Consider the following 18550-nt stretch of genomic DNA (forward strand, 5'->3'; position numbering starts at 1 on the left):
CTACCATCCTCCACAAAGTCGACTATACCGACAATTACAAAGATGAGATACTTCCATTTGATTGACCCTTTATCAAGATAATATTAATGGTCTCTGTCTAAGCTCTAATCCCTCATGCAACGCCGCTGTGAAGCATGGCGTCCCTCGAGGAAATAACCTCGTCAACGATGCCGTACTCAACTGCCTCAGCAGCCTCAAGGATGAAGTCTCGATCGGTGTCTTTGGCGATTCTTTCGATGGGTTGACCCGTATCCTGAGACAACATCTCATTTAGTAGATCACGCATTCGCATTATCTCTTTCGCCTGTATCTCGATGTCTGTAGCTTGACCACCGACCCCTCCATAGGGCTGATGCAACAGAACCCTAGCATGAGGCAGAGCAAAGCGCTTACCTTTCGCCCCAGCTGCCAATAACACGGCTGCCGCCGAGGCAGCCTGTCCAAGGCAAAACGTCGATACGTCGGGCTTTATGTACTTCATCGTGTCGTAAATCGCAAACAGCGAAGTGATCTCCCCTCCTGGGGAGTTGATATAGATACTGATATCTTTCTCTGCATCTTCATACTCCAAGAAAATTAGCTGGGCACACACAAGGTTGGCTACCGTGGAGTCGATCGGGGTTCCTAAAATGATGACTCGCTCTCTGAGGAGACGTGAGTACAGATCGTAAGCCCTCTCACCTCTGGAGCTCGACTCTATAACGGTCGGCATATAAACGTTGTAACTCTCAGACATGGTCACCGAGCCAACCCTTTCCATCTCGTTCAACTTTTATCACAGCTAGAGTCTAGGGTACATCCGCTAACTATTGGAATTTGAATCTTCAAGATCTTCGGAACTTTCTCCGGCATCGCCACCGTCAACAGCCGGGTCTCTCACAGAGGAGTCCTTGACACCACCGTCTAGTTCACCAGCGGACTCTGGATCGATATCAGCAAGCTCTATCGCTTCACCTTCGGTCGTCTTGATACGCGCCTTTTTTAGCAGAACCTTGAAAGCCTTCTCCTTTAGCAATTCGACCCGGGCTTCAAGTCGCTCCAACTCTGTTTGTTCCTCTGACTTCGACAGGTCAACTCCACTGTGCTGTCTTTTTGCAAGGTAACTCTCTATCTCTTCATCGGTTACCTCTAAAGCCTCAGCGTAAGCAACAGCTCTGAGAGCCAAATCGAAGAGAACGTTCCTGTGAGCAGCTCCGTATACCTCAACTAAGACATCTTGCTCACTTTGGTTTGTCAGTTCAAAGTAACGTCTCAAAGATAGACCCTGGCTCTGAAGTTGATGTCCGAATTGATGGAGTTGAGAGTCTACCTCCGCACTTAGTAAAGATTGGGGGATATCTTTAGGCTCTACTAGCTTTAGCAGCGAGTCCACGAGAAGGGATCTGTACATGGTACGGGCACGAGCCAGACGCATCTTTGAGAGTTCGGATCTGATGTCGTTTCTGAGCTCTTCTAACGTCTCAAACTCGCTTATCTCAGAAGCGAGTTCGTCTGTTAGCTCTGGGATCTCCATTTCTTTTACAGACTTGACGGTAACTCTAGCTACATGATCATCACCATCTTTTGCGTCTGTTTCCTCAGAGACCTGATCTTCGGCTACAGCCTCGGAATCTTCAGAGTTATCCTCTGATTCGGGCTGTTCGTCTTGATCTTGTCCCTTGGATGACACCTCGACCACTTCACCCGACGCCTTGCCAACTACCGCCTTTTCGATCTGGGGATCCACCTGGCCTCTTCCAACCCTGAAGGTTAGATCACTTACGCTTTCAGATTGATCCTCAACGCCATTTACAAGAACCACGAGATCAACGGTTACGGTATCGCCCTCTTGTGCTGGCCTAGGAACCTCTTTTAGCTGGCCAACCTGTTCGGCCAAGACCTTCACATACTCCTCTACATCGTCGTCGGTTACATATGGACGTTCAATCTCGATCTCAAGCTCGTCGTAGCCTTCTACCGTTACAACGGGTCTAACTTCGACTGAAAGTTCAACCTTCACATCCCCCTGCTCAGCGCCCTCTACAACCTCAACACCAGGAGCTGCGATCGCATCGACGCCGTTATCTAAAAGCGCCCTTTGGTAGTAAGAGTCGAGCGCATCCTCGATAGCTTGCTGTCGAAGGGCTTTTTGACCAATGCGAGCCTCGAGAATCTTTCGGGGAGCCTTACCTGGACGGAAACCCGGGATTACAGCCTGTCTGTTGATCTTTCGAACTGCCTGATCAACGAAGGGACTTAGCTCCTCTTCTCTTATGTCGATCGTGAGTTGAACCTTATTCTTTTCATCTGTATTTTGAGCACTTGAGCGCATAGCGAAGTAAGCTTACCCCCTCTTTTGCCTTCAAACTCACACTAGCGCTAAACATATGAAAATACCACACGTGTAAAAGAGATCACCGCCACCTACATGGCTCCACCGAGATGTTCAGAGCCCACCAGAGACTTTAAGGACCAAACTACAGTTGATCGACATGGAGCATTTGAAGCTTTCACAGAGATCAAACCTCTTTTTGGCACAACCCTGTCTCGCATCCTGCTTAGAAAGAGCTAATTCGGCTCACACCTCAAGCTCCACGCACCCTCGACTCATACATGAAGTCACCCTTGCTTAGAGGTGCTCCCAGCAAAATCGATGAGCCGATAGTTTCTAACGAGCACTAAATTGCCGCACCTAGAGAACGTTTTTAAACAAGAGGCCATACCGAAAGATCTTGGTTTAGGCAGATATAGAGACGCAACTTTGACTTTTTGAACTTCAACACCAAAGAGTGCACCAAAGAGTGAGAGCACTGCTCTGAGCCGGCACGCCCTTGACTCCATTGTCGTTTCGTAAGGGATCCAGACCGCCAAATACCACGACCAACCTAGGAGGACCACATTTCTTTCATGTCCCAAACGCTCTGCTTGGACTATGCTCTCTTCGGAACAACATCTTTTAAGCCAATCACGGCAACGCAAACGGTTGGTCACCGGCCATCTTGTCTCTCAAGAGCGCGTGGTCGATGGGGAGATCACCAGCGCAAACAAAGAGCCTTCAAAACCATGGAGCGGGTGACGGGAATCGAACCCGCATGTCCAGCTTGGAAGGCTGGTGTTCTACCATTGAACTACACCCGCAGAACTATACGGCCACCTGGTCGGGAAGGCGGGGCTCGAACCCGCGACCCCCTGCTCCCAAAGCAGGTACGCTACCACTGCGCCACTTCCCGAGATCACCGATCTGTAATACTTTAGTAGATGTTTGCTTAGGTCTTGCCTCCTAGTTAGAACCCGCAAGGTTCTTTTTCTGCTTGAACCTTACATAGAAGAACGCCACCACCACCAATACGACTAGAGCAGCGATCACGTACCCAGAGTCTTGTACAGCCCTTACCACACTTGAGTAGTTGGAGCCTAGCTCATAGCCCGCAACCGCTAGTGCCAGATCGAACGGGATCGATCCAAGAAGGGTGTAAAGACCAAAGCGCACAAGCCTCATCTCCCCCGCACCCGCTGGAATCGAGATAAAGGTCCTCACAACAGGTAATAGCCGCCCTACAAAGACAGCCAGTTCCCCTCTTTTTTCAAACCACCGTTCCGCCTTGGCTAGATCGTCTTCCTTGATGAGGAGATACCTTCCAAAGGACAAGATCACAGCCCTACCGACATAGCGTCCGATTAACCAGGCGATGTAACTGCCCACGACGTTTCCTACTACCCCGGCTGCCACTACCTCGGCCAGATTCAGATGACCGTGTATAGCCAAAAACCCACCAAAGGTCATAACCAACTCGGACGGAACCGGTATTGCGGCAGACTCTAACACCATGAGCACAAAGATCGCCAAGATGCCGTAGGAAGAGATTAAATGTTGCACGCACAAAGAGTAGTTATTTTTTGCGCTGAAGCGGTTAGGAATGGTGAAAGTCTTAGTCTAAACACAGAAAAATCCGTCTTTGCGATGAGCGAGATCGACGATCCCATGGCCTGGTACCTGCCATAAAGATACGATCCAATCACCAGCCTCTCTAACAGATGTGCAAATTAGAGGATAATGTAAGACTAAATTGTGGAACCGATGAGCTCTGAAAAAAACCACCGTCTAAATTTGATGGACACGTGCAAGCCAATCTCGACTTTAGTAGCGCAAGACGGTAGCGAGATACCGATATATCTCCTAAGCTCAGGGTCAGAGCGACAGCGAGCTATGATTGTCCTTCATGCCACCGGATTCTCAGGATGCACCTACAGGGAGCTAGCAAAGTCCCTGGGGTCGACTTGGGACGTCTATGCGATCGACTTCAGAGGTCACGGACTCTCGAAAGCCTACGCAGATGAAAGTTTCGAATGGAGCCACTTTGCCTCCGATGTCAAAGAAGCAACAGGCTTCCTAGAGTCTATGGGTTATCAGCATATCGATATATTCGGTCATTCCATGGGAGGTGCTGCGGCGATTTTGTCTCTGGAGTCCAACAACCCGGCCGCTGATACCGTCTTTCTTTTCGAACCGATCATCATCGATAATCGCGGAATCGATGCCGTAGCAGACGAAGATAGCCCACTGGCAAAGGCGGCAGCCAGACGGCGTAGTACCTTCTCTTCCTTCGAGGAGGCATACACAAACTTTATAAGTAAAGAGCCAATGGCTAGGTTTTCCAAAAGCGTCGTGGCAGACTATGTGACCAGCGGTTTCGACCAATTATCAGATGGAACAGTTTCTTTGCGCTGCAAGAGAGAGATCGAGGCACGCATCTATACCCTGGGAGGAGTCCACAGAGCCTACGAATCGCTCTCTCTCATAGACAACCGGGTCTTTGTGTTATACGGAGCAAGCACCGACACCTTCGACGGAAACCACTTCCAAGACCTAGCGACTCAGTTGGTCAATGGAACCGCTGTCGAGGTTAGAGGCGTCGGCCACTTTGGACCTATGACTCACCCATCACTGGTCGGGAGTCTCATATCCAAGCTTGGAGCGGCGAGGAACTTTAGAGCACTCTGAGGTATTTCGAGCTTCTCTTGGGAGCGCTAGCGCTCAATCAAGCTTGAAGCTACATCCCGTTCGACTAGATTGGTCTTCAAAATAAGCTGATAAGCAAATTAGGACACGTTGAAAGATTATGCCGTTACCTATACCTGGATCGCTAACGCCAACGAAGGTAACCACTTTTAGAGAGTGTGCATTCGCTTTCAGGCTATCGGTCATAGATAAGGTTCCCCAGCCGACCAACATCTGGACCATGAGGGGATCGATCGCTCACAGAGTGTTAGATCGACTCTACTTCGATGTTCCGAAGGGCAAACGTAGCGAGGAAGTCGCAAGAGAGATCTTTGACTCTGTCTACCATGACTACTGCGACCATGAGCCGTTCTCTGCCCTGATAGAGGCCATGGACGAAAAGACCCGTATAACCTACAAAGACTCCGTTTGGGACATGGTTCGTGCCGACTTCTCAATCGAAGATCCAAACCAAGTTGAGGTCATAGGTACCGAGATCATGCTTGAGACAGAGTTTGAGGGAGTGCGCCTGCGCGGTATCATAGACAGGCTTGACCTCAACTCCGACGGTTCACTTACGGTCGTTGACTATAAGACTGGACGCATGCCATCGATGGTGAAAGAGCAAGAGAAGTTGATCGGCGTGCATTTCTATGCTTATCTGTGTGAAAGCGTGTTAGGTTCCCGACCTAAGTCGGTCCAGCTTCTTTACTTAAAAGACAAAGTGACCATCGAGTCTCACCCTACCGAGCGATCAACCCGTGCGCTCAAAATGAAGACCGGAGCTATCTGGAAGGCCGTGGTGTACGCCTGTGAAAACGACGACTTTCGTCCTCGGCCATCACATCTCTGTAGCTACTGCCACTACTCGATGATCTGTCCCGCCAACAACCCCTGCACGCAGAGACCAAATCCCTCAACGGTGCTTAAATTGACGAAGTAGGTTGCTAGATTCCTTGAGAGTGTTTGACCGAGATGCTACCGCTTCACGTAACAAAATCATAGAGATCGTTAGTCGCCTCGACAGTGCAGTAGATTCGGCGTTTGAACCTCTGAGGCACAAAGAGGGTGCAAACAAACTCTTTTACTCCGCCTCAGCTCTCGCCGATCACTCCATAATCTGGTTTATCGTCGCACTCTCCCTCTACTTCTTGAGGCCAAGATACAAAAAAGAAGCACTTCAAGCCGCAGCCATACTTTTTGCCGAGTCGGGGTTTGTAAACGTGATCGTAAAGACCATATTTCGTCGCCAGCGACCGATTCATGTGGGAGACCGCCCCTTACCGCTTCGGCAACCCCTCACGTCTTCGTTTCCTTCTGGCCACGCAACGGCCGCAACCTGTGCCGCCGTCTTATTTGGAGATGTAAAGTACCTAAAGTGGCCGATTCGCATCTTTGCAGCAACGGTGGTAATGTCCCGGGTACACGTAAAGATTCACCACGCGTCAGATGTGATAGCTGGTGTCGGCGTTGGGTGGGTATTTGCCAACGTTGCCAAGCGCACTGTAACTAAGGTCTTCGGGGGTTCAAATTGAATACTGATGCCACCTATGCAGCAGGAGGCGTTGTCTTGCGCCGAAACAGCGGAGATCTTGAGGTCCTCATCATACATCGCCCTCGTTACAACGACTGGAGCTTTCCGAAGGGTAAGTCAGAACCGGGAGAAACAACTCTCCAGACGGCCCTCAGGGAAGTTCAAGAAGAGACTTCCACCGCAGGTAGGGCTCTCCAGGAACTTGCAACCATTGGGTATTCGACTTCAGAGGTCGCTAAAGACAAATTAGTAACCTACTTTGTCATGACCCCTGCAAGATACAGCGAGTTCGAAGCAAATGATGAGGTAGACAAGGTAATGTGGGTACCTCTATCTGAAGCCGCAAAGATCCTTTCTTACCCGAACGATATCGAGATACTAAAAGCGGCCGAAAGTCTCGTGACAGAGAGTTCCTTTGATCTTTACTCCATATAAGCCTAAGGAATTGAAATAGAAATACCTTTATGACGGTTATACACTCTATGAGATTTGGAGTCAACTGGGACTATCGGTGTCCATTCGCTAGAAACATACATGAACATCTCGTTACCGCCCTAAAGGCGGGAGCCGACTGGGAAGTAGAGTTCATACCGTTTTCCCTGACACAGGTTCACATAGAAGAGGATGAGCCTTCAGTGTGGGACGACCCGACAAGAGAGAAAGACCTCCACGCAATCGCAACGGGCTTAATTGTTAGACGAGACTATCCAGAGATCTTCTACGATCTCCACCTTGATCTTTTCTCAGCACGACACGATCAGGCTAAGGATATAACAGACTGGAACGTCGTTGCTGAGGTATTAACTAAGCACGGCCTTGACGCAGCAGCGATACGAAAAGAGATCAAAGACGGCGACATCTTGAAGGTGTTTAGGTCCAAGCACGAGGAATCGGTCGAGAAGTACCAGGTCTTTGGCGTCCCCACCTTCTTTATCAACGATACCGCAACCTTCGCACGTGTTATGACAAGACCCAAAGGCGACAGCAACACTGCTTTGGCCACAATCGAGTACGTTCTCGACGCCATCGTAAACCATTCCGACTTCAACGAAATAAAGCATACTCAGATTCCTCGCTAACTCCCAAACGACCCTTTAACCAGCGCAATCCATAAGCCCCTCCCACGGGACGTGACTGTTTTTAGTTCAGTGACAGAGGTAGTATTGCGCTAGGAACATGCTCTAAGGAGTGGGCGGAGCCGTGGAGATAAGAGACAAAGCAGTTGTAGTTACCGGTGGTGCGTCTGGCATCGGCTTGGCGCTGGTAAAGGCGTTTTTAGACAATAATGTTAGCCGAGTGGCGGTCGTAGATTTAGACAGCAGAGCTCTAGATAGCACCAGGGTAGAACTATCAGAGTATCGAGAGAGACTAGTCTTTATCGAGACAGATGTTACCGACGAAACCGCTTACAGGTCTGCTCTGTCTGAGTTCGCAGCGGACTGTGGGGGCATCGACGTTCTATGCTCAAACGCCGGAATCGCACGGTCCGGTGGCGTAGAGGCACCCAACAAGGACTGGATAGACTCTTACAAGGTGAACGTCATGGCACACATCTATGGTGCTCGCTCAGTACTAGAGTCAATGACGAAAAAGGGTGAGGGATATCTCATCAATACCGCATCTGCGGCTGGACTGCTCACGAATCTCGGTGCTGCACCCTATAGCGTAAGTAAGCATGCCGCTGTGGGGCTTGCTGAGTGGATGGCGATCACCTACGGACCTTTGGGAATCCGAGTGTCATGTCTTGCGCCACAGGGAGTAAACACTAAAATGCTTTTTCCTGTTGGGGAAACTTTGGTCGATTCAACTGTCCCTCAACGCTCAGTTCTAAGCTTCGGCGAAGTTCTCGAACCCGACCGGGTTGCGGCGTGTGTCATAGACTCAATGATCAAGGAGGAGTTCCTCATTTTGCCACACCCAGAAGTCAAGAAGTACCTTGCAAACAAGGTATCCGACTACAACCGCTGGATCAAGTCCATGAGCAAAATAAACCAGACTATAGCACCGGCAAGCCAATAGGCGCTTGGTACAAAAAGCCTCTCATCATCTAACAATCGGAACCCCCGAGTGATTGATTAAAGGGTTATCTTACACCTACATCCCCCTCCTAGATCGAAGCACTAACCACAACCGTAGCTGATGTAGACACCTATGGCCGACTCGGAAAGCTCGTGAAGATAAGGGGATGGTTGCTAGCGACCGTTTCTTCGTAAAGCCAGCCTCTCAAGACTCTCGGGGATACCAAAGCGAGGTCTCACGGTACGAGAGCGCGTTGTCCCCGCTGAATCAAAGATATCTTCTGGGTCTTCTGAACTGTGAGACTTTGAGTTAGGAACCGAGGTAAAGCGAGAGACTAACTGACTCAGCTCTAACGCGACCTTCTCAAGATCTGAGACCGAGCGTCTTGTGGATTCAACCTTTGCTTTTGATTCATGCGCCGTTGTCACGACCTCAGCTATGTGGTTCACTGCGTCCGAGGAGCCTTGTGCAGCTTCCGCAGCTACCCTGCCTATCTCATTGGTTGTCACAGACTGCTCCTCTACCGCTGATGCAATAGAGGACTGCAGATCACTGATCTCACGTATCACATCGGAGATCTGCGCGATCGCTGCTATCACCTGCTCCGTGTCGCTTTGAATCGCCTCCATCTTCTTGGCGATATCTTCGGTCGCAACCGCTGTGTCTTTTGCTAGGTCTTTCACCTCCGAGGCGACTACCGCAAAGCCTCGACCAGCGTCGCCCGCCCTAGCGGCTTCGATCGCAGCGTTTAGCGCAAGAAGGTTAGTCTGCTCCGCTATGTCGTTTATCGTCTTTACTACCTCACCAACCTCATTAGAGGAGTCACCCAGTCGCCTAACAGTGTCAGAGGCGTTCGATGCTACACCAACAGCGGAAGAAGCCACACGGGCAGCCTTGGATGCAGACGATGCTATCTCTGTAATGGCAAGCCTCATCTCATCTGTGGCCTCCGATACCGCAGCCGCATTAGAGACGATCTGGTCTGCACTTGCTGAGACCTGCTCTGCCCTGATAGCAGTATCGTCTGAGACGTCGGCCAAGTCGTCTGACATCTCTTTAAGACCCGAAGCCGCCACCTCGAGCACCTTCACAGAGGAAGCCACCTGACCCATGGCTGCCATGAGCCGTCGTCTAAACCCGTTGAAACTTCGGGCAATCTGGCCAAACTCATCGGAGGAGACCTCGGGAAGCTCGGAGTTGATATCCTCAGATCCGTCTGCTAAGGCTGCGAGCTTACGGTCCAGCGATAGCAGGGGAGTGATAAAGATCCTTCTAAAGAGGATAAACAAAACGCCCAGTACCAGTGCATCGGCTAGAACCATAGTGATGACAACTAGCTTCGTGGAGTTCTGTAGCGAACTCACAGCCCCGAGTTCACCAGAGGAATCCTTTACGGTAAGAGCCTGGAGCTTGCCTAGCGCAACCATGATATCGTTTGACGGGTTTAGGTTGCCGATAGTCTGGATATAGGCTGCTTTGCTCACGTTGTGGGACAAGACCGCACTATGTACCTGACTTGCGTAGTTGGAGTAAGCAAGATAATCCCTTTGGACACGAGCGAGGAGGGAGTCGGATCCCGGCTCGAAGCGCTCCAGCTTCTTTGACGACGCAATTAGGGCTCCGAGTTGTTCCTTACCCTGCATAGCCTGAACGTAGGTTTGCTGAATGAGCGAGCCTTGATGAGGGTATGCGTAGGCGACAAGTACGTACATGTTCATCTGATCATCAAAGGTGTAAAACGCAGTAACCATCTCCAAGGTATTTACATTTGCGACGTAGTACACATCTTTGTATCGCGTGACACCCTCTTGAGAGCTACTTGCTCTGGTGAAAACCATGAACGATAGCACCATCGAAACAACAGCAACACTTAAAAGCCCTAAAGTCGCCTTCTTTACAACCGTCATCGCACCTTACTCCTGATCTAAGTAGATACGGTAAGTTCGGAACTATCTGGCGAAGACTTTACCTAGAACCTGTTCCATAATTCCTATCCACACCTGTTCATCACACACGCAACATCACCAACCTAAGTGTGATTGCCAGGGTGCTTAGGCATTTTGGCTGTGGTTTTCCTACTGTCGGAACGAGTCCTGCCTGGTCGATCACTGAACAAGCAGTGGATTTCCACAGCCGTTTCGCTCTCCGCTTGACCAGGGTGGTCGATGACGGTGACTGACAGGACAGATCATTCCCCATCGCCTTTCACTTGCGTCTCTGCTCCCAAGAAATGTCCGCCGTGGTCACCTGGCGCTTGGAGTCCACCCCACAACAGTCGCCTTTCAACTTCAAATTAGGGGTCTTGCCAGTCCTTCGCGAGAACCTATTGTGCAGAATGGTCCGAACCTGACCCTTCAACATCCAAAGGGTGATCTCAGGCTCATCCATCCTGTTTCGCAGGTTGGGCGCTTCAACCCGATCACAATGGCGTATCCACCCGCAGTAGAGGCAGACGAACTTGTCCGCCTTGGGGTTCTCTGGATGGACATAACCCAACGAGGACATTGTTGTGAGCTAAAGGCTGGGTTGACCCGCTTTCGGCAGACGTCGGCTGCCGATGCCTTGAAGTGAGATCGTTCGTTGATGGTTCTATTGCGCATCCGCACTGTACACCCGGACATGGCCTTGGACTTCGCCTTGTCAGGTCAGTCGAGCCGTTCCTGAGCAAATCGACGTGGTTTGCGATGGCGCAGGGACTGGCTGTACGCCGTGTTCAGAAATCGAGCACACTCGGCTTGATGCTTCTTGCTTTTAGTGTTGAGTTTCTTCACGCCAGGGTTGTTTGTCGTGATGCGCCTAGTCTTGGCCTTGTCTTGAGGAGCTAGGGTCTTGTGTCTGACAGCGTGGCCCTTGTTACGCTTGCGTCCCTTATCCGGATCGACATTAGATGCACGCTTTAGGAACTTGCCGAACTGCTTCCCGTAGCGCTTGCCGTGATCGTCGGTTAAGACTTCGCTCTGGCCGATGTCTATCCCAGCGTCCTCACCAGCGGGGGTATCTTTGTGGACCTTCAGCTCGAAGGTGGTGTTGATTGCACACGTGCGCGCCCCTGGTTCCATGACGACCCGGACGTTCCCTGAGATGGGACCACTTCAGAGCAGCGGGAACGTGATGTGCTGACGCTACGCAAATCCCATAACCTCGATCTGCTGGTGCCCGGTCACGGATGTCGTAACGGTGTACACGTTCGCATCCAGGGTCATGCTGCTGGCTGTCTTGACGCCAGGAAGGCGCACAACACACTTGCATACCTCACGGGCGATGATCTTCACCACCGCACTACACTCGGCCTTTGGTATGTCGAAATCGTCGGAAAGGGGCGTTTCACCTGCTGCGAGGCAGCAACTTGCGTCGGGCTGGCAAGCAACCACAATGCGTTATGGCGCATCGCAACGGTCCAGTTGCGCATCCGGTGGACAAGTGGGCGAAGACTCTCTAAGATGGACGCCCAGTGCTTGACCATCGTCTCATAGGCGTTGTTTGCCGCCATCTTCCACAGACGGGCTTGGAGCCCAGAAGGGCTTGGGTACTGCTGCTTGACCAACTAGTCCCGGTATGCTTCTGCGCCAGGGAGCTTCAAGAACACTGCAGGCGTAAGTGCTTTCAAGAGATCGTTCTTCTCCCGAGCGTAGGCACCGATGAGCGCAGCAAGTTCGCTAGCCTTACCCCCTTCAGATGAACCAAGCACCTGCGCACACAGCGACGTGGCACTTGTTCGTCCTGTGCTTTGACTCTCACGACCTCACCATCGCAACGAACTCGGCCTTCTTATATCGTCTGATCCCATAGAGCCGGGAGGAAAAACAGTGGATGATGCTCAGAAAGTCTTTGACCATCTCCTCCTCGGGCGATAAAGACTCGGCGTTCATGACAGTGATCCGACGACCGTGGTCTGTGCAGAATATCTCGAAGAACTCAAAGCCAAAACGGACTAGCCCATCCTTGTGCGCAATGACGATGTCGGCAACTTCTCCGTGCTCGACCACCTCCATGAGTCAAAGGAAGTGCTTGCGCCCATAGTTGAGGCCGCTCCCAACGTCTTCCAAGTACTCGGCCACTTCCTTGTTGGACGGGATTTAGAACTGGTCAACGCCAGCACGTTGGCTGGCAAAGTCGGGTCTTAACGCTAGAGAGGATAATCACAGGTAGGCGTAGGTCTTACGTTCACGTGGTTCTCGTCCAAGTACACGCAAGTAGTCGTTTTAGGTGTAGTAGCGTTAGTTGGTGGCGGTTCGCTTGGCAGGAAGCTCGCCATCTCTATCTAAGCGACAAAGCGTGGAGACAAAGCGGCCAATTATCCTGGCGAACTTGATTGGCTAGCAGGCTTTGTCCAGTTCAGAAGTATATGGAAAGGAATGGGCAGGCGATTCGACATCTAGTCAGACTCCTTCAGTCACCAAAGTTTGCACGTCTCGATATCGCCGATACCCAAACACAAAGAGATGTTTGAGGTGCTTTAGCTAAACTTCTCCGCCACTTTCTGTGCCCAAAGCTCAGGAGCTAGATCTATCATCGCCTCCAGACCAAGGCGCTCAAAGTAGGTGACATCACTTCTGTAAAGCGGTTGAAGGGGGGATCTGGAGACGATCCTTAGATTGAGACGGTAGCCTACCTCATAACCTTCGTGCCCTCCGCCCTGTAGGGAGAAGTTGAAAGACGACAGGTTCTCGTCGCTGTAAGCTGCCAGCACCTTTGATAGCCCGTAGGCTATCTCGTCAAAGTCATAGTCGGTAAGGTCAGTAAGGTCTGAGAGATCCTTGAAGACTGCCCAAACCTCGTGGAAACCCAAGGGAGCAAAAGGTGTGATCCAGTCGATCCTTCCGGTATCGGCCACCGCCCTCCCCATCTCCTTCGCAGCTTTCACATACTCATCAAAGACGGTGCGTCCATCTTCACTACGAGGATTTGCCTTGGCTGTTTGCAGAAAAAGCCTCTGCGTCGTAAGAGGAACATAGTCGTTTGAGGATTGAAGATGCGGATGTATAAGAGACGAGCCTGAAGCGGGAAGGTAGTTTGCGTTTATCGAGGAGTACTCGACCTGTGGGTCGTATCTCCTAACCATCTGGGTGTGATACCCCATCGCCTTGAAGGCATCGGCCAAGAGAGCCTGGTCAAAGTCGGACAGAGTAAGAAAGTGGCGTGCTGTATCGTAAATCCCCACAGCAGAGTAGGTTGAATAAGCCAAGATGTTAGGGACGACCTTAGACCTGCCCAGCGAGATCTTACCGCCTGGAACCATCTCGGTCGGAAATGGAAAGGTTGCGGAATCTACCGTGTCATGACAAAAAGGGCAGAACCCATCTCTTTCGGACACTAAGGAGTACTCAGGCGACTCTGACGGCTGAAGCTTGGAACCTTGGATCAACCTCGTGGAGTTCCCCAACATCGGGTCAACTCTGTAGATCACTGAAACGTCTTTGAATCGACCGCCTTCACTAAGATCTGGCGCCATGGCCTTCAGGTCGCGTTCGACAAAGTCCAACACCGAGGAACCTCCCTCTCTTTGGTATCTCTCATATACTAAAGCTGTGGATGCTTTAGAACACACAGATCCTAACAAGCTTCGGGAACTGTTAGATGCCGTCTTGCTCATCGGATCAGATCTTTCCTTAACCACGCTGCTTGGAAAGGTGTTAGAGTCGGCGAAGTCATTAACAGGCGCTCGCTACGCCGCCCTTGGAGTTCTTGATCGAACTCAACATCATCTTGAGCAGTTTATGACCACAGGTCTGGACCCTGAAACTAAGGGGGCGATCGGTGAGTTACCCACTGGGCAGGGAGTACTGGGCTTGCTCATAACAGACCAACGACCCATAAGACTCTCCGACATATCCGCACACCCCCTTAGTGCCGGATTTCCAGAAAACCACCCTCCTATGAAGAGTTTCATTGGAGTACCGGTTTTGTGTAACAAAAAAGCCTTTGGCAACATATATCTAACAGACAAAGAGGATGGCTCGGACTTCAACGACCAAGATGAAGCCATCGTTCTAGCTGTTGCCAAAGCGGCGGGAATAGCTATCGAGAACTCGCTTCTTCTAACTGAAGCAAACGAGTACTCTCTCACAAAAGAGAGGGAAAGAATTGCTAGAGACCTTCACGACGAGGTTATTCAGAGGCTCTTCGCTGTCGGTCTTTCCATGCAGGGCATCATCAAATTAGTAGATGACGAACGCGTAAGGTCCCGCCTCTACGATCTTGTCGACCAACTAGATAGCACTATCAAGCAAATCCGCACGACGATCTTTGCTTTAGACAACGAAGCCCCTGCGACCTCCAAGACAGGGGTCCGACATAGGCTACTTTCACTGGTAAATGAGTACCAGGGCAACACCGACTGCGAAGTCTCTCTCTCTTTATCAGGCGCAATCGACACCGTGGTCAACGAACGCCACGCTGAAGAGGCTTTAGCGTTTTTGAGAGAAGCGCTATCCAACGCCGTTCGACACTCAAAGTGTAACCATATCGATGTCGAGGTCACGATAAAGGACAACCACGTCCTTACGCTTTCGGTGACCGACGACGGAACGGGACTCGTAAACTCTCACAGCACCGGGAAAGGGATCTCCAATATGCAAAGACGAGCACGAGAGATAGGTGGGACTCTAACCTTTGAGCATCCTCGTGACAAAGGACTACGTGTTCGTCTTGAGATACCGATCAAACTCTAAGTTCATGGAGATCATCCTTGACATACATCTTCCGTATTTTGCCCTAAATCCCCCGTCTAAAAACTCCTTAGGGAAGATATCTCTGAGCTCGATATCGCAAACCACGGTCGGTAGCTCCATCTCGTATGCTTTGTCGATGAAACTAACGAACAACAGTGCCGCAGACTGAGAACTAAAGGTGACGGCAGATCTGACCACAACTGCACTTAGACCTTGACATCTCCTTCTATATAGCACTGGATGGACTCGGCTCAGGATTGCGTTCAATTCGGAAAGCTCAACCACCAACGCCGAGGGATCGCAAAGGACAACGCTTGGCAGACTCTTAGACGAGATGGGTGCCAGCGAGCCGACGTCAAAGTTTCTGTGTCTGTAGTCCGGCCCGTCTACCCGGACCACGTCGAAGAAAGCTGCAAGTCCTTGAATCTCTCTCAGGAAGTCCTCCTGCGCAAACCTTCCTTGCCCGAGGCGATCTGGCAAGGTATTCGACGTCACCAACAGGTTAACACCCTCTTGGGCAAGGTATAGGCACAGGTTGCTTATAAGGACTGTGTCGCCGGGATCGTCTAGTTCAAACTCATCTATGCACAATAGACTCAACCGGCTAAGAAGGGTTCGGGCACGCTGGAAACCTAGTGCACCTACCAGATAAGTCAAGTCAGAGAAGGTTGTATATCCTTTTTTGCCTTGAAACTCCTTGTACGCTCCTACCAACAGGTGAGTCTTTCCAACTCCAAATCCGCCATCTAGGTACAGGCCCCTACCTCTCGTCGTTCTACCTTCCCCAGAACCCCTTGCGGCCCGCCTGACTGTAAAGAGGCGGGCTGCTCCTCCGTTCTGACCTGAGCCTTGACCCTTTACAAACTCCCTCACCATCCCCACAGCTCGTGCCTGCGACGGAAATTCAGGGTTGGGGAGGTAGTTCTCGAGGGTCATCGATAGGAAGCGCCTAGGGGGAACTAACTCAGTCAGCGCATCGTCGTCGCGCAGTTCATGAAGGGCTGAGGAGTGATCTAAGCTCACGGTACTAACCTAGAGGAAATTAGCAGTACATAAGCGAAGAAGATAAATTTTAGGAGCCCCAAGTGATCGAAGAGATCGACGAGACCATCTCTCAAGAGACCTTACTGAAGCTCTACCCACCGATACAAGAACGCAACCGATGCAGAGCCAACTTGGTAACATCCATCAACGGATCACTTGCCCATAAAGGTCTTTCTAGGGATCTATCCTCCCCTGTCGACCGTGTCATCTTTCACCATCTAAGGGCGATCTCTTCCTTTGTAGTAGTCGGGGCAAGGACAGCCATTGATGAGCCTTACGGACCTATCGGGGAGTACCCTAAATACAGCAGTCTTCGAGACAGCCTGGGCCTTTCCAAACGACCGACTCTCGTGGTGGTAGCGACTCGAGACACAGGTCTCGATCGCTTCGCAACGCTTGGAGCCAAGGACCACAAAGTCATAGTGTTTGCTCCGTCTGAGCAACCCATGGCCGAGACCTACGAGACCCTTGAGCTCATCACAATGTCCACGAATCAAGAGTTCTACCCGAGCGTGATTCGGACGCTACTTGAGCGATCCAAAGGTACAGTCTTGGTTGAGGGTGGGCCGAGACTACTAACAGGGCTCATGGATCTTTCTTTAGTAGACGAGATCTGTGTTACGGTGGCACCCAAGATGGTAAGCAAAGACGAACACGTCCCCCTCGCCGGGATCAACGACACAGACCTTAGGACCATATCTGCACTCAAGGACAAAACCCACCTATACCTCAGGTATGGGATCGGCTAGAATTTCTAATAGACAGATTTCATAGATCTAGTCCATAGAGATCAAGGAGACATATGGAGATCTCAATTGGGAAAAGGGTACCCGTTGCTTCCTCCTTGGAAATGGCAGAGGCTATAGAGAAGTATCTTGAGCAAGGTAAGGCATCTGAAATAACTTTGTTTACAACCCAGAATGAAGTGAAGGCCTCTTGGTGTCTCGGACCCACTATCTCTGAGTTGTTTGACGTCCTACCCAGTAAACAAAAGTGGCTCATTCGCGGACACTGTGAACTCGTTGGAGGTTTTACACTCCAAGATGGCAGGCACAAGTACGAGTTGAGTCTCACTAGACCTTACAGCGTCTATGAGCTAGCGCTGGGAGTTGTGCGTTATCGGAACGCATACAATCGTCCGATCAATGCAGACAAGGAGATAGAGCTACGAGATCTGTTCCAGATTCTGGAGAGTCCTGCGAATGGTTCTTCGTATCGTCTTGCAGAACTTATGGCTGAGGATTTAGTTTCGTCGCTTCATCGAACGGATCTCTCCACGAACACAAAAAGTGAGGTGGAAACAGTCGCCGAACTCTTTAGACGCATGGACGAGGTGGGGTACGACCGTCTATGGACTGCCGCTTTTTCTCGACTCACATAGCTTGAGTCCAAATCTTGTCTCCAAGAAGTTCCGACGAGCCGAACTTTAGCCCGTATCCTTAGACGCTACAGATTAGCACTATGGCTTCGACAGGCGGTACGTCACTCAGCGTCCAACGAATACTAAGAGAAAAGCACCAAAGACGTGCGATGTTCTCTTCCACGAAGTCGATGTGGATGGAGAGCCCCAAAGGGTACATTTAGGGTAGCAAGCAGCCAACCAGCAAGATCGATCACAACAAACACTCTGCTGATAGCTAGCCTCTCCTCGTCCGCTCCAAATTACCTAGGCACCCCTTTCCTTGCGCTTTTTAGTAACTGAGTCTCTCCGATCCTCCCCAGATAGACCGGACTTTGTGAGTCGATGGTAGTACCATCTCCAACGTCCGACTTGCCCCGTCGTGGTCTGCTTGGACTCCCGCAGTTAGCGGTAGCATCCCTTTGGTCTTGTTAGCCAAGAGATGCGTCGCCTTATTTGGACCTGCTATCTATTTGGCGTAGGGATCTGTCCTTTAGAGTATTTCATCTCGGTATTCAGACTTGATCGGTGGGTCGCCAGGATCGTCGATCCTAGGCTTTAGGTTCATAGCAGCACCTGGTCTGCATCGCCATGCCAGTTGCACTCCAAGTATGGATTGTGGTAGTGAAACTTGTCTTTGCTAGGTCGTGTGCCTAAAGTTGTGCAAATAGGCCATAGAGTCTTTGGAACTGTATCTATCTTAGTAAATGGTTATAGAACTGTCATTGACTTTTGATCTTTATTTAGTCCTTGACAGTGGAAGTAGAGTGTCTATCAGTTATCGAGATCCAAGTAGGCAACCGGTTCATCACAGTGTGGACATAAGCCTCCGTGTCCAATACGAGAGCAGAACAGGTTACACCAAGGACATCTCTGAACCTAAGGTACCGCTGTTCACAACTAGG

The 18550-nt window shown here is 50.8% G+C and carries 19 protein-coding genes and 2 tRNA genes; 10 read left to right on the top strand and 11 right to left on the bottom strand.

Annotation, left to right across the window (positions count from 1 at the left end):
• Positions 1–112 precede the first annotated feature (112 nt).
• From BUA24_RS07770 to BUA24_RS07795, 5 genes are all read right to left on the bottom strand, one after another.
• Positions 113–760: an ATP-dependent Clp protease proteolytic subunit gene (locus BUA24_RS07770; RefSeq protein ID WP_336433314.1), complete on the bottom strand. Its 648-nt coding sequence runs from the start codon at positions 758–760 to the stop codon at positions 113–115.
• A gap of 42 nt (positions 761–802) precedes the next feature.
• Positions 803–2311, bottom strand: a complete 1509-nt coding sequence (gene tig / locus BUA24_RS07775; RefSeq protein ID WP_072790944.1) for a trigger factor — start codon at positions 2309–2311, stop codon at positions 803–805.
• A gap of 732 nt (positions 2312–3043) precedes the next feature.
• Positions 3044–3117 (bottom strand) — tRNA-Gly (locus BUA24_RS07785).
• A gap of 17 nt (positions 3118–3134) precedes the next feature.
• Positions 3135–3209: transfer RNA gene (locus BUA24_RS07790), tRNA-Pro, on the bottom strand.
• Positions 3210–3259: 50 nt separating this feature from the next.
• A complete protein-coding gene (locus tag BUA24_RS07795) occupies positions 3260–3856 on the bottom strand; it encodes a DedA family protein (protein WP_143146459.1) in 597 nt (198 codons plus the stop codon).
• 201 nt (positions 3857–4057) lie between these two features.
• Here BUA24_RS07795 and BUA24_RS07800 point away from each other — a divergent pair, with 201 nt between their 5' ends.
• The 6 genes from BUA24_RS07800 to BUA24_RS07825 all read left to right on the top strand — a co-directional run bounded on the left by BUA24_RS07800 (position 4058) and on the right by BUA24_RS07825 (position 8531).
• Entirely contained in the window at positions 4058–4981 is a 924-nt protein-coding gene (locus BUA24_RS07800; RefSeq protein WP_072790955.1) for an alpha/beta fold hydrolase, read from the top strand.
• A 118-nt stretch (positions 4982–5099) separates the two neighbouring features.
• Positions 5100–5921, top strand: a complete 822-nt coding sequence (locus BUA24_RS07805) for a RecB family exonuclease (RefSeq protein ID WP_072790959.1) — start codon at positions 5100–5102, stop codon at positions 5919–5921.
• Between the two features lie 19 nt (positions 5922–5940).
• Entirely contained in the window at positions 5941–6513 is a 573-nt protein-coding gene (locus tag BUA24_RS07810) for a phosphatase PAP2 family protein (protein ID WP_178138752.1), read from the top strand.
• Complete coding sequence (locus BUA24_RS07815; protein WP_072790967.1) at positions 6510–6947, top strand: NUDIX hydrolase; 438 nt, start codon at positions 6510–6512, stop codon at positions 6945–6947. The genes BUA24_RS07810 and BUA24_RS07815 overlap by 4 nt, the downstream gene beginning before the upstream one ends.
• A gap of 29 nt (positions 6948–6976) precedes the next feature.
• Positions 6977–7591 (top strand): DsbA family oxidoreductase, encoded by a 615-nt coding sequence (locus BUA24_RS07820; RefSeq protein ID WP_084660322.1) that lies wholly within the window; start codon positions 6977–6979, stop codon positions 7589–7591.
• Positions 7592–7712: 121 nt separating this feature from the next.
• Positions 7713–8531 carry an SDR family oxidoreductase gene (locus BUA24_RS07825; RefSeq protein ID WP_072790970.1) on the top strand — a complete coding sequence of 273 codons (819 nt, stop codon included), beginning with the start codon at positions 7713–7715 and terminating at the stop codon, positions 8529–8531.
• A gap of 173 nt (positions 8532–8704) precedes the next feature.
• On the opposite strand, the gene BUA24_RS07830 is transcribed toward BUA24_RS07825, so the two are convergent.
• Positions 8705–10438, bottom strand: a complete 1734-nt coding sequence (locus BUA24_RS07830; protein ID WP_072790974.1) for a methyl-accepting chemotaxis protein — start codon at positions 10436–10438, stop codon at positions 8705–8707.
• Between the two features lie 421 nt (positions 10439–10859).
• Between BUA24_RS07830 and BUA24_RS07835 the strand changes: the two genes are divergently transcribed.
• Positions 10860–11102 carry a hypothetical protein gene (locus BUA24_RS07835; RefSeq protein ID WP_072790978.1) on the top strand — a complete coding sequence of 81 codons (243 nt, stop codon included), beginning with the start codon at positions 10860–10862 and terminating at the stop codon, positions 11100–11102.
• Between the two features lie 74 nt (positions 11103–11176).
• On the opposite strand, the gene BUA24_RS07840 is transcribed toward BUA24_RS07835, so the two are convergent.
• The 4 genes from BUA24_RS07840 to BUA24_RS07855 all read right to left on the bottom strand — a co-directional run bounded on the left by BUA24_RS07840 (position 11177) and on the right by BUA24_RS07855 (position 14079).
• Positions 11177–11590, bottom strand: coding sequence for a hypothetical protein (locus BUA24_RS07840; RefSeq protein WP_072790981.1), 414 nt, complete (start codon positions 11588–11590; stop codon positions 11177–11179).
• Between the two features lie 485 nt (positions 11591–12075).
• Entirely contained in the window at positions 12076–12219 is a 144-nt protein-coding gene (locus BUA24_RS12510) for a hypothetical protein (protein ID WP_178138753.1), read from the bottom strand.
• A 46-nt stretch (positions 12220–12265) separates the two neighbouring features.
• Positions 12266–12523: a transposase gene (locus BUA24_RS07850; protein ID WP_072790987.1), complete on the bottom strand. Its 258-nt coding sequence runs from the start codon at positions 12521–12523 to the stop codon at positions 12266–12268.
• A gap of 464 nt (positions 12524–12987) precedes the next feature.
• Positions 12988–14079, bottom strand: coding sequence for a hypothetical protein (locus BUA24_RS07855; RefSeq protein WP_178138754.1), 1092 nt, complete (start codon positions 14077–14079; stop codon positions 12988–12990).
• Between BUA24_RS07855 and BUA24_RS07860 the strand changes: the two genes are divergently transcribed.
• A complete protein-coding gene (locus BUA24_RS07860) occupies positions 14060–15202 on the top strand; it encodes a GAF domain-containing sensor histidine kinase (protein ID WP_178138755.1) in 1143 nt (380 codons plus the stop codon). The genes BUA24_RS07855 and BUA24_RS07860 overlap by 20 nt on opposite strands.
• Here the strand turns inward: BUA24_RS07860 and zapE are convergent.
• A complete protein-coding gene (gene zapE, locus BUA24_RS07865) occupies positions 15167–16225 on the bottom strand; it encodes a cell division protein ZapE (protein ID WP_072790997.1) in 1059 nt (352 codons plus the stop codon). The genes BUA24_RS07860 and zapE overlap by 36 nt on opposite strands.
• 62 nt (positions 16226–16287) lie before the next feature.
• On the opposite strand from zapE, the gene BUA24_RS07870 reads away from it, so the two are divergent.
• The gene (locus BUA24_RS07870; RefSeq protein WP_072791001.1) at positions 16288–16995 is read left to right on the top strand and encodes a dihydrofolate reductase family protein; all 708 of its coding nucleotides are present in this window, start codon (positions 16288–16290) and stop codon (positions 16993–16995) included.
• Positions 16996–17048: 53 nt separating this feature from the next.
• Positions 17049–17627, top strand: a complete 579-nt coding sequence (locus tag BUA24_RS07875) for a hypothetical protein (protein ID WP_072791004.1) — start codon at positions 17049–17051, stop codon at positions 17625–17627.
• Positions 17628–18550 lie beyond the last annotated feature (923 nt).

The sequence above is a fragment of the Ferrithrix thermotolerans DSM 19514 genome, assembly GCF_900128965.1.
GTDB lineage: Bacteria > Actinomycetota > Acidimicrobiia > Acidimicrobiales > Acidimicrobiaceae > Ferrithrix > Ferrithrix thermotolerans.

What these genes read in the sequence shown, in the direction of transcription:
- BUA24_RS07770 (WP_336433314.1), bottom strand. Translation starts at nt 760, where the DNA reads ATGGAAAGGGTTGGCTCGGTGACCATGTCTGAGAGTTACAACGTTTAT.
- tig (WP_072790944.1), bottom strand. Translation starts at nt 2,311, where the DNA reads ATGCGCTCAAGTGCTCAAAATACAGATGAAAAGAATAAGGTTCAACTC.
- BUA24_RS07800 (WP_072790955.1), top strand. Translation starts at nt 4,058, where the DNA reads ATGAGCTCTGAAAAAAACCACCGTCTAAATTTGATGGACACGTGCAAG.
- BUA24_RS07805 (WP_072790959.1), top strand. Translation starts at nt 5,100, where the DNA reads ATGCCGTTACCTATACCTGGATCGCTAACGCCAACGAAGGTAACCACT.
- BUA24_RS07820 (WP_084660322.1), top strand. Translation starts at nt 6,977, where the DNA reads ATGACGGTTATACACTCTATGAGATTTGGAGTCAACTGGGACTATCGG.
- BUA24_RS07830 (WP_072790974.1), bottom strand. Translation starts at nt 10,438, where the DNA reads ATGACGGTTGTAAAGAAGGCGACTTTAGGGCTTTTAAGTGTTGCTGTT.
- BUA24_RS07840 (WP_072790981.1), bottom strand. Translation starts at nt 11,590, where the DNA reads ATGGAACCAGGGGCGCGCACGTGTGCAATCAACACCACCTTCGAGCTG.
- BUA24_RS07850 (WP_072790987.1), bottom strand. Translation starts at nt 12,523, where the DNA reads ATGGAGGTGGTCGAGCACGGAGAAGTTGCCGACATCGTCATTGCGCAC.
- BUA24_RS07875 (WP_072791004.1), top strand. Translation starts at nt 17,049, where the DNA reads ATGGAGATCTCAATTGGGAAAAGGGTACCCGTTGCTTCCTCCTTGGAA.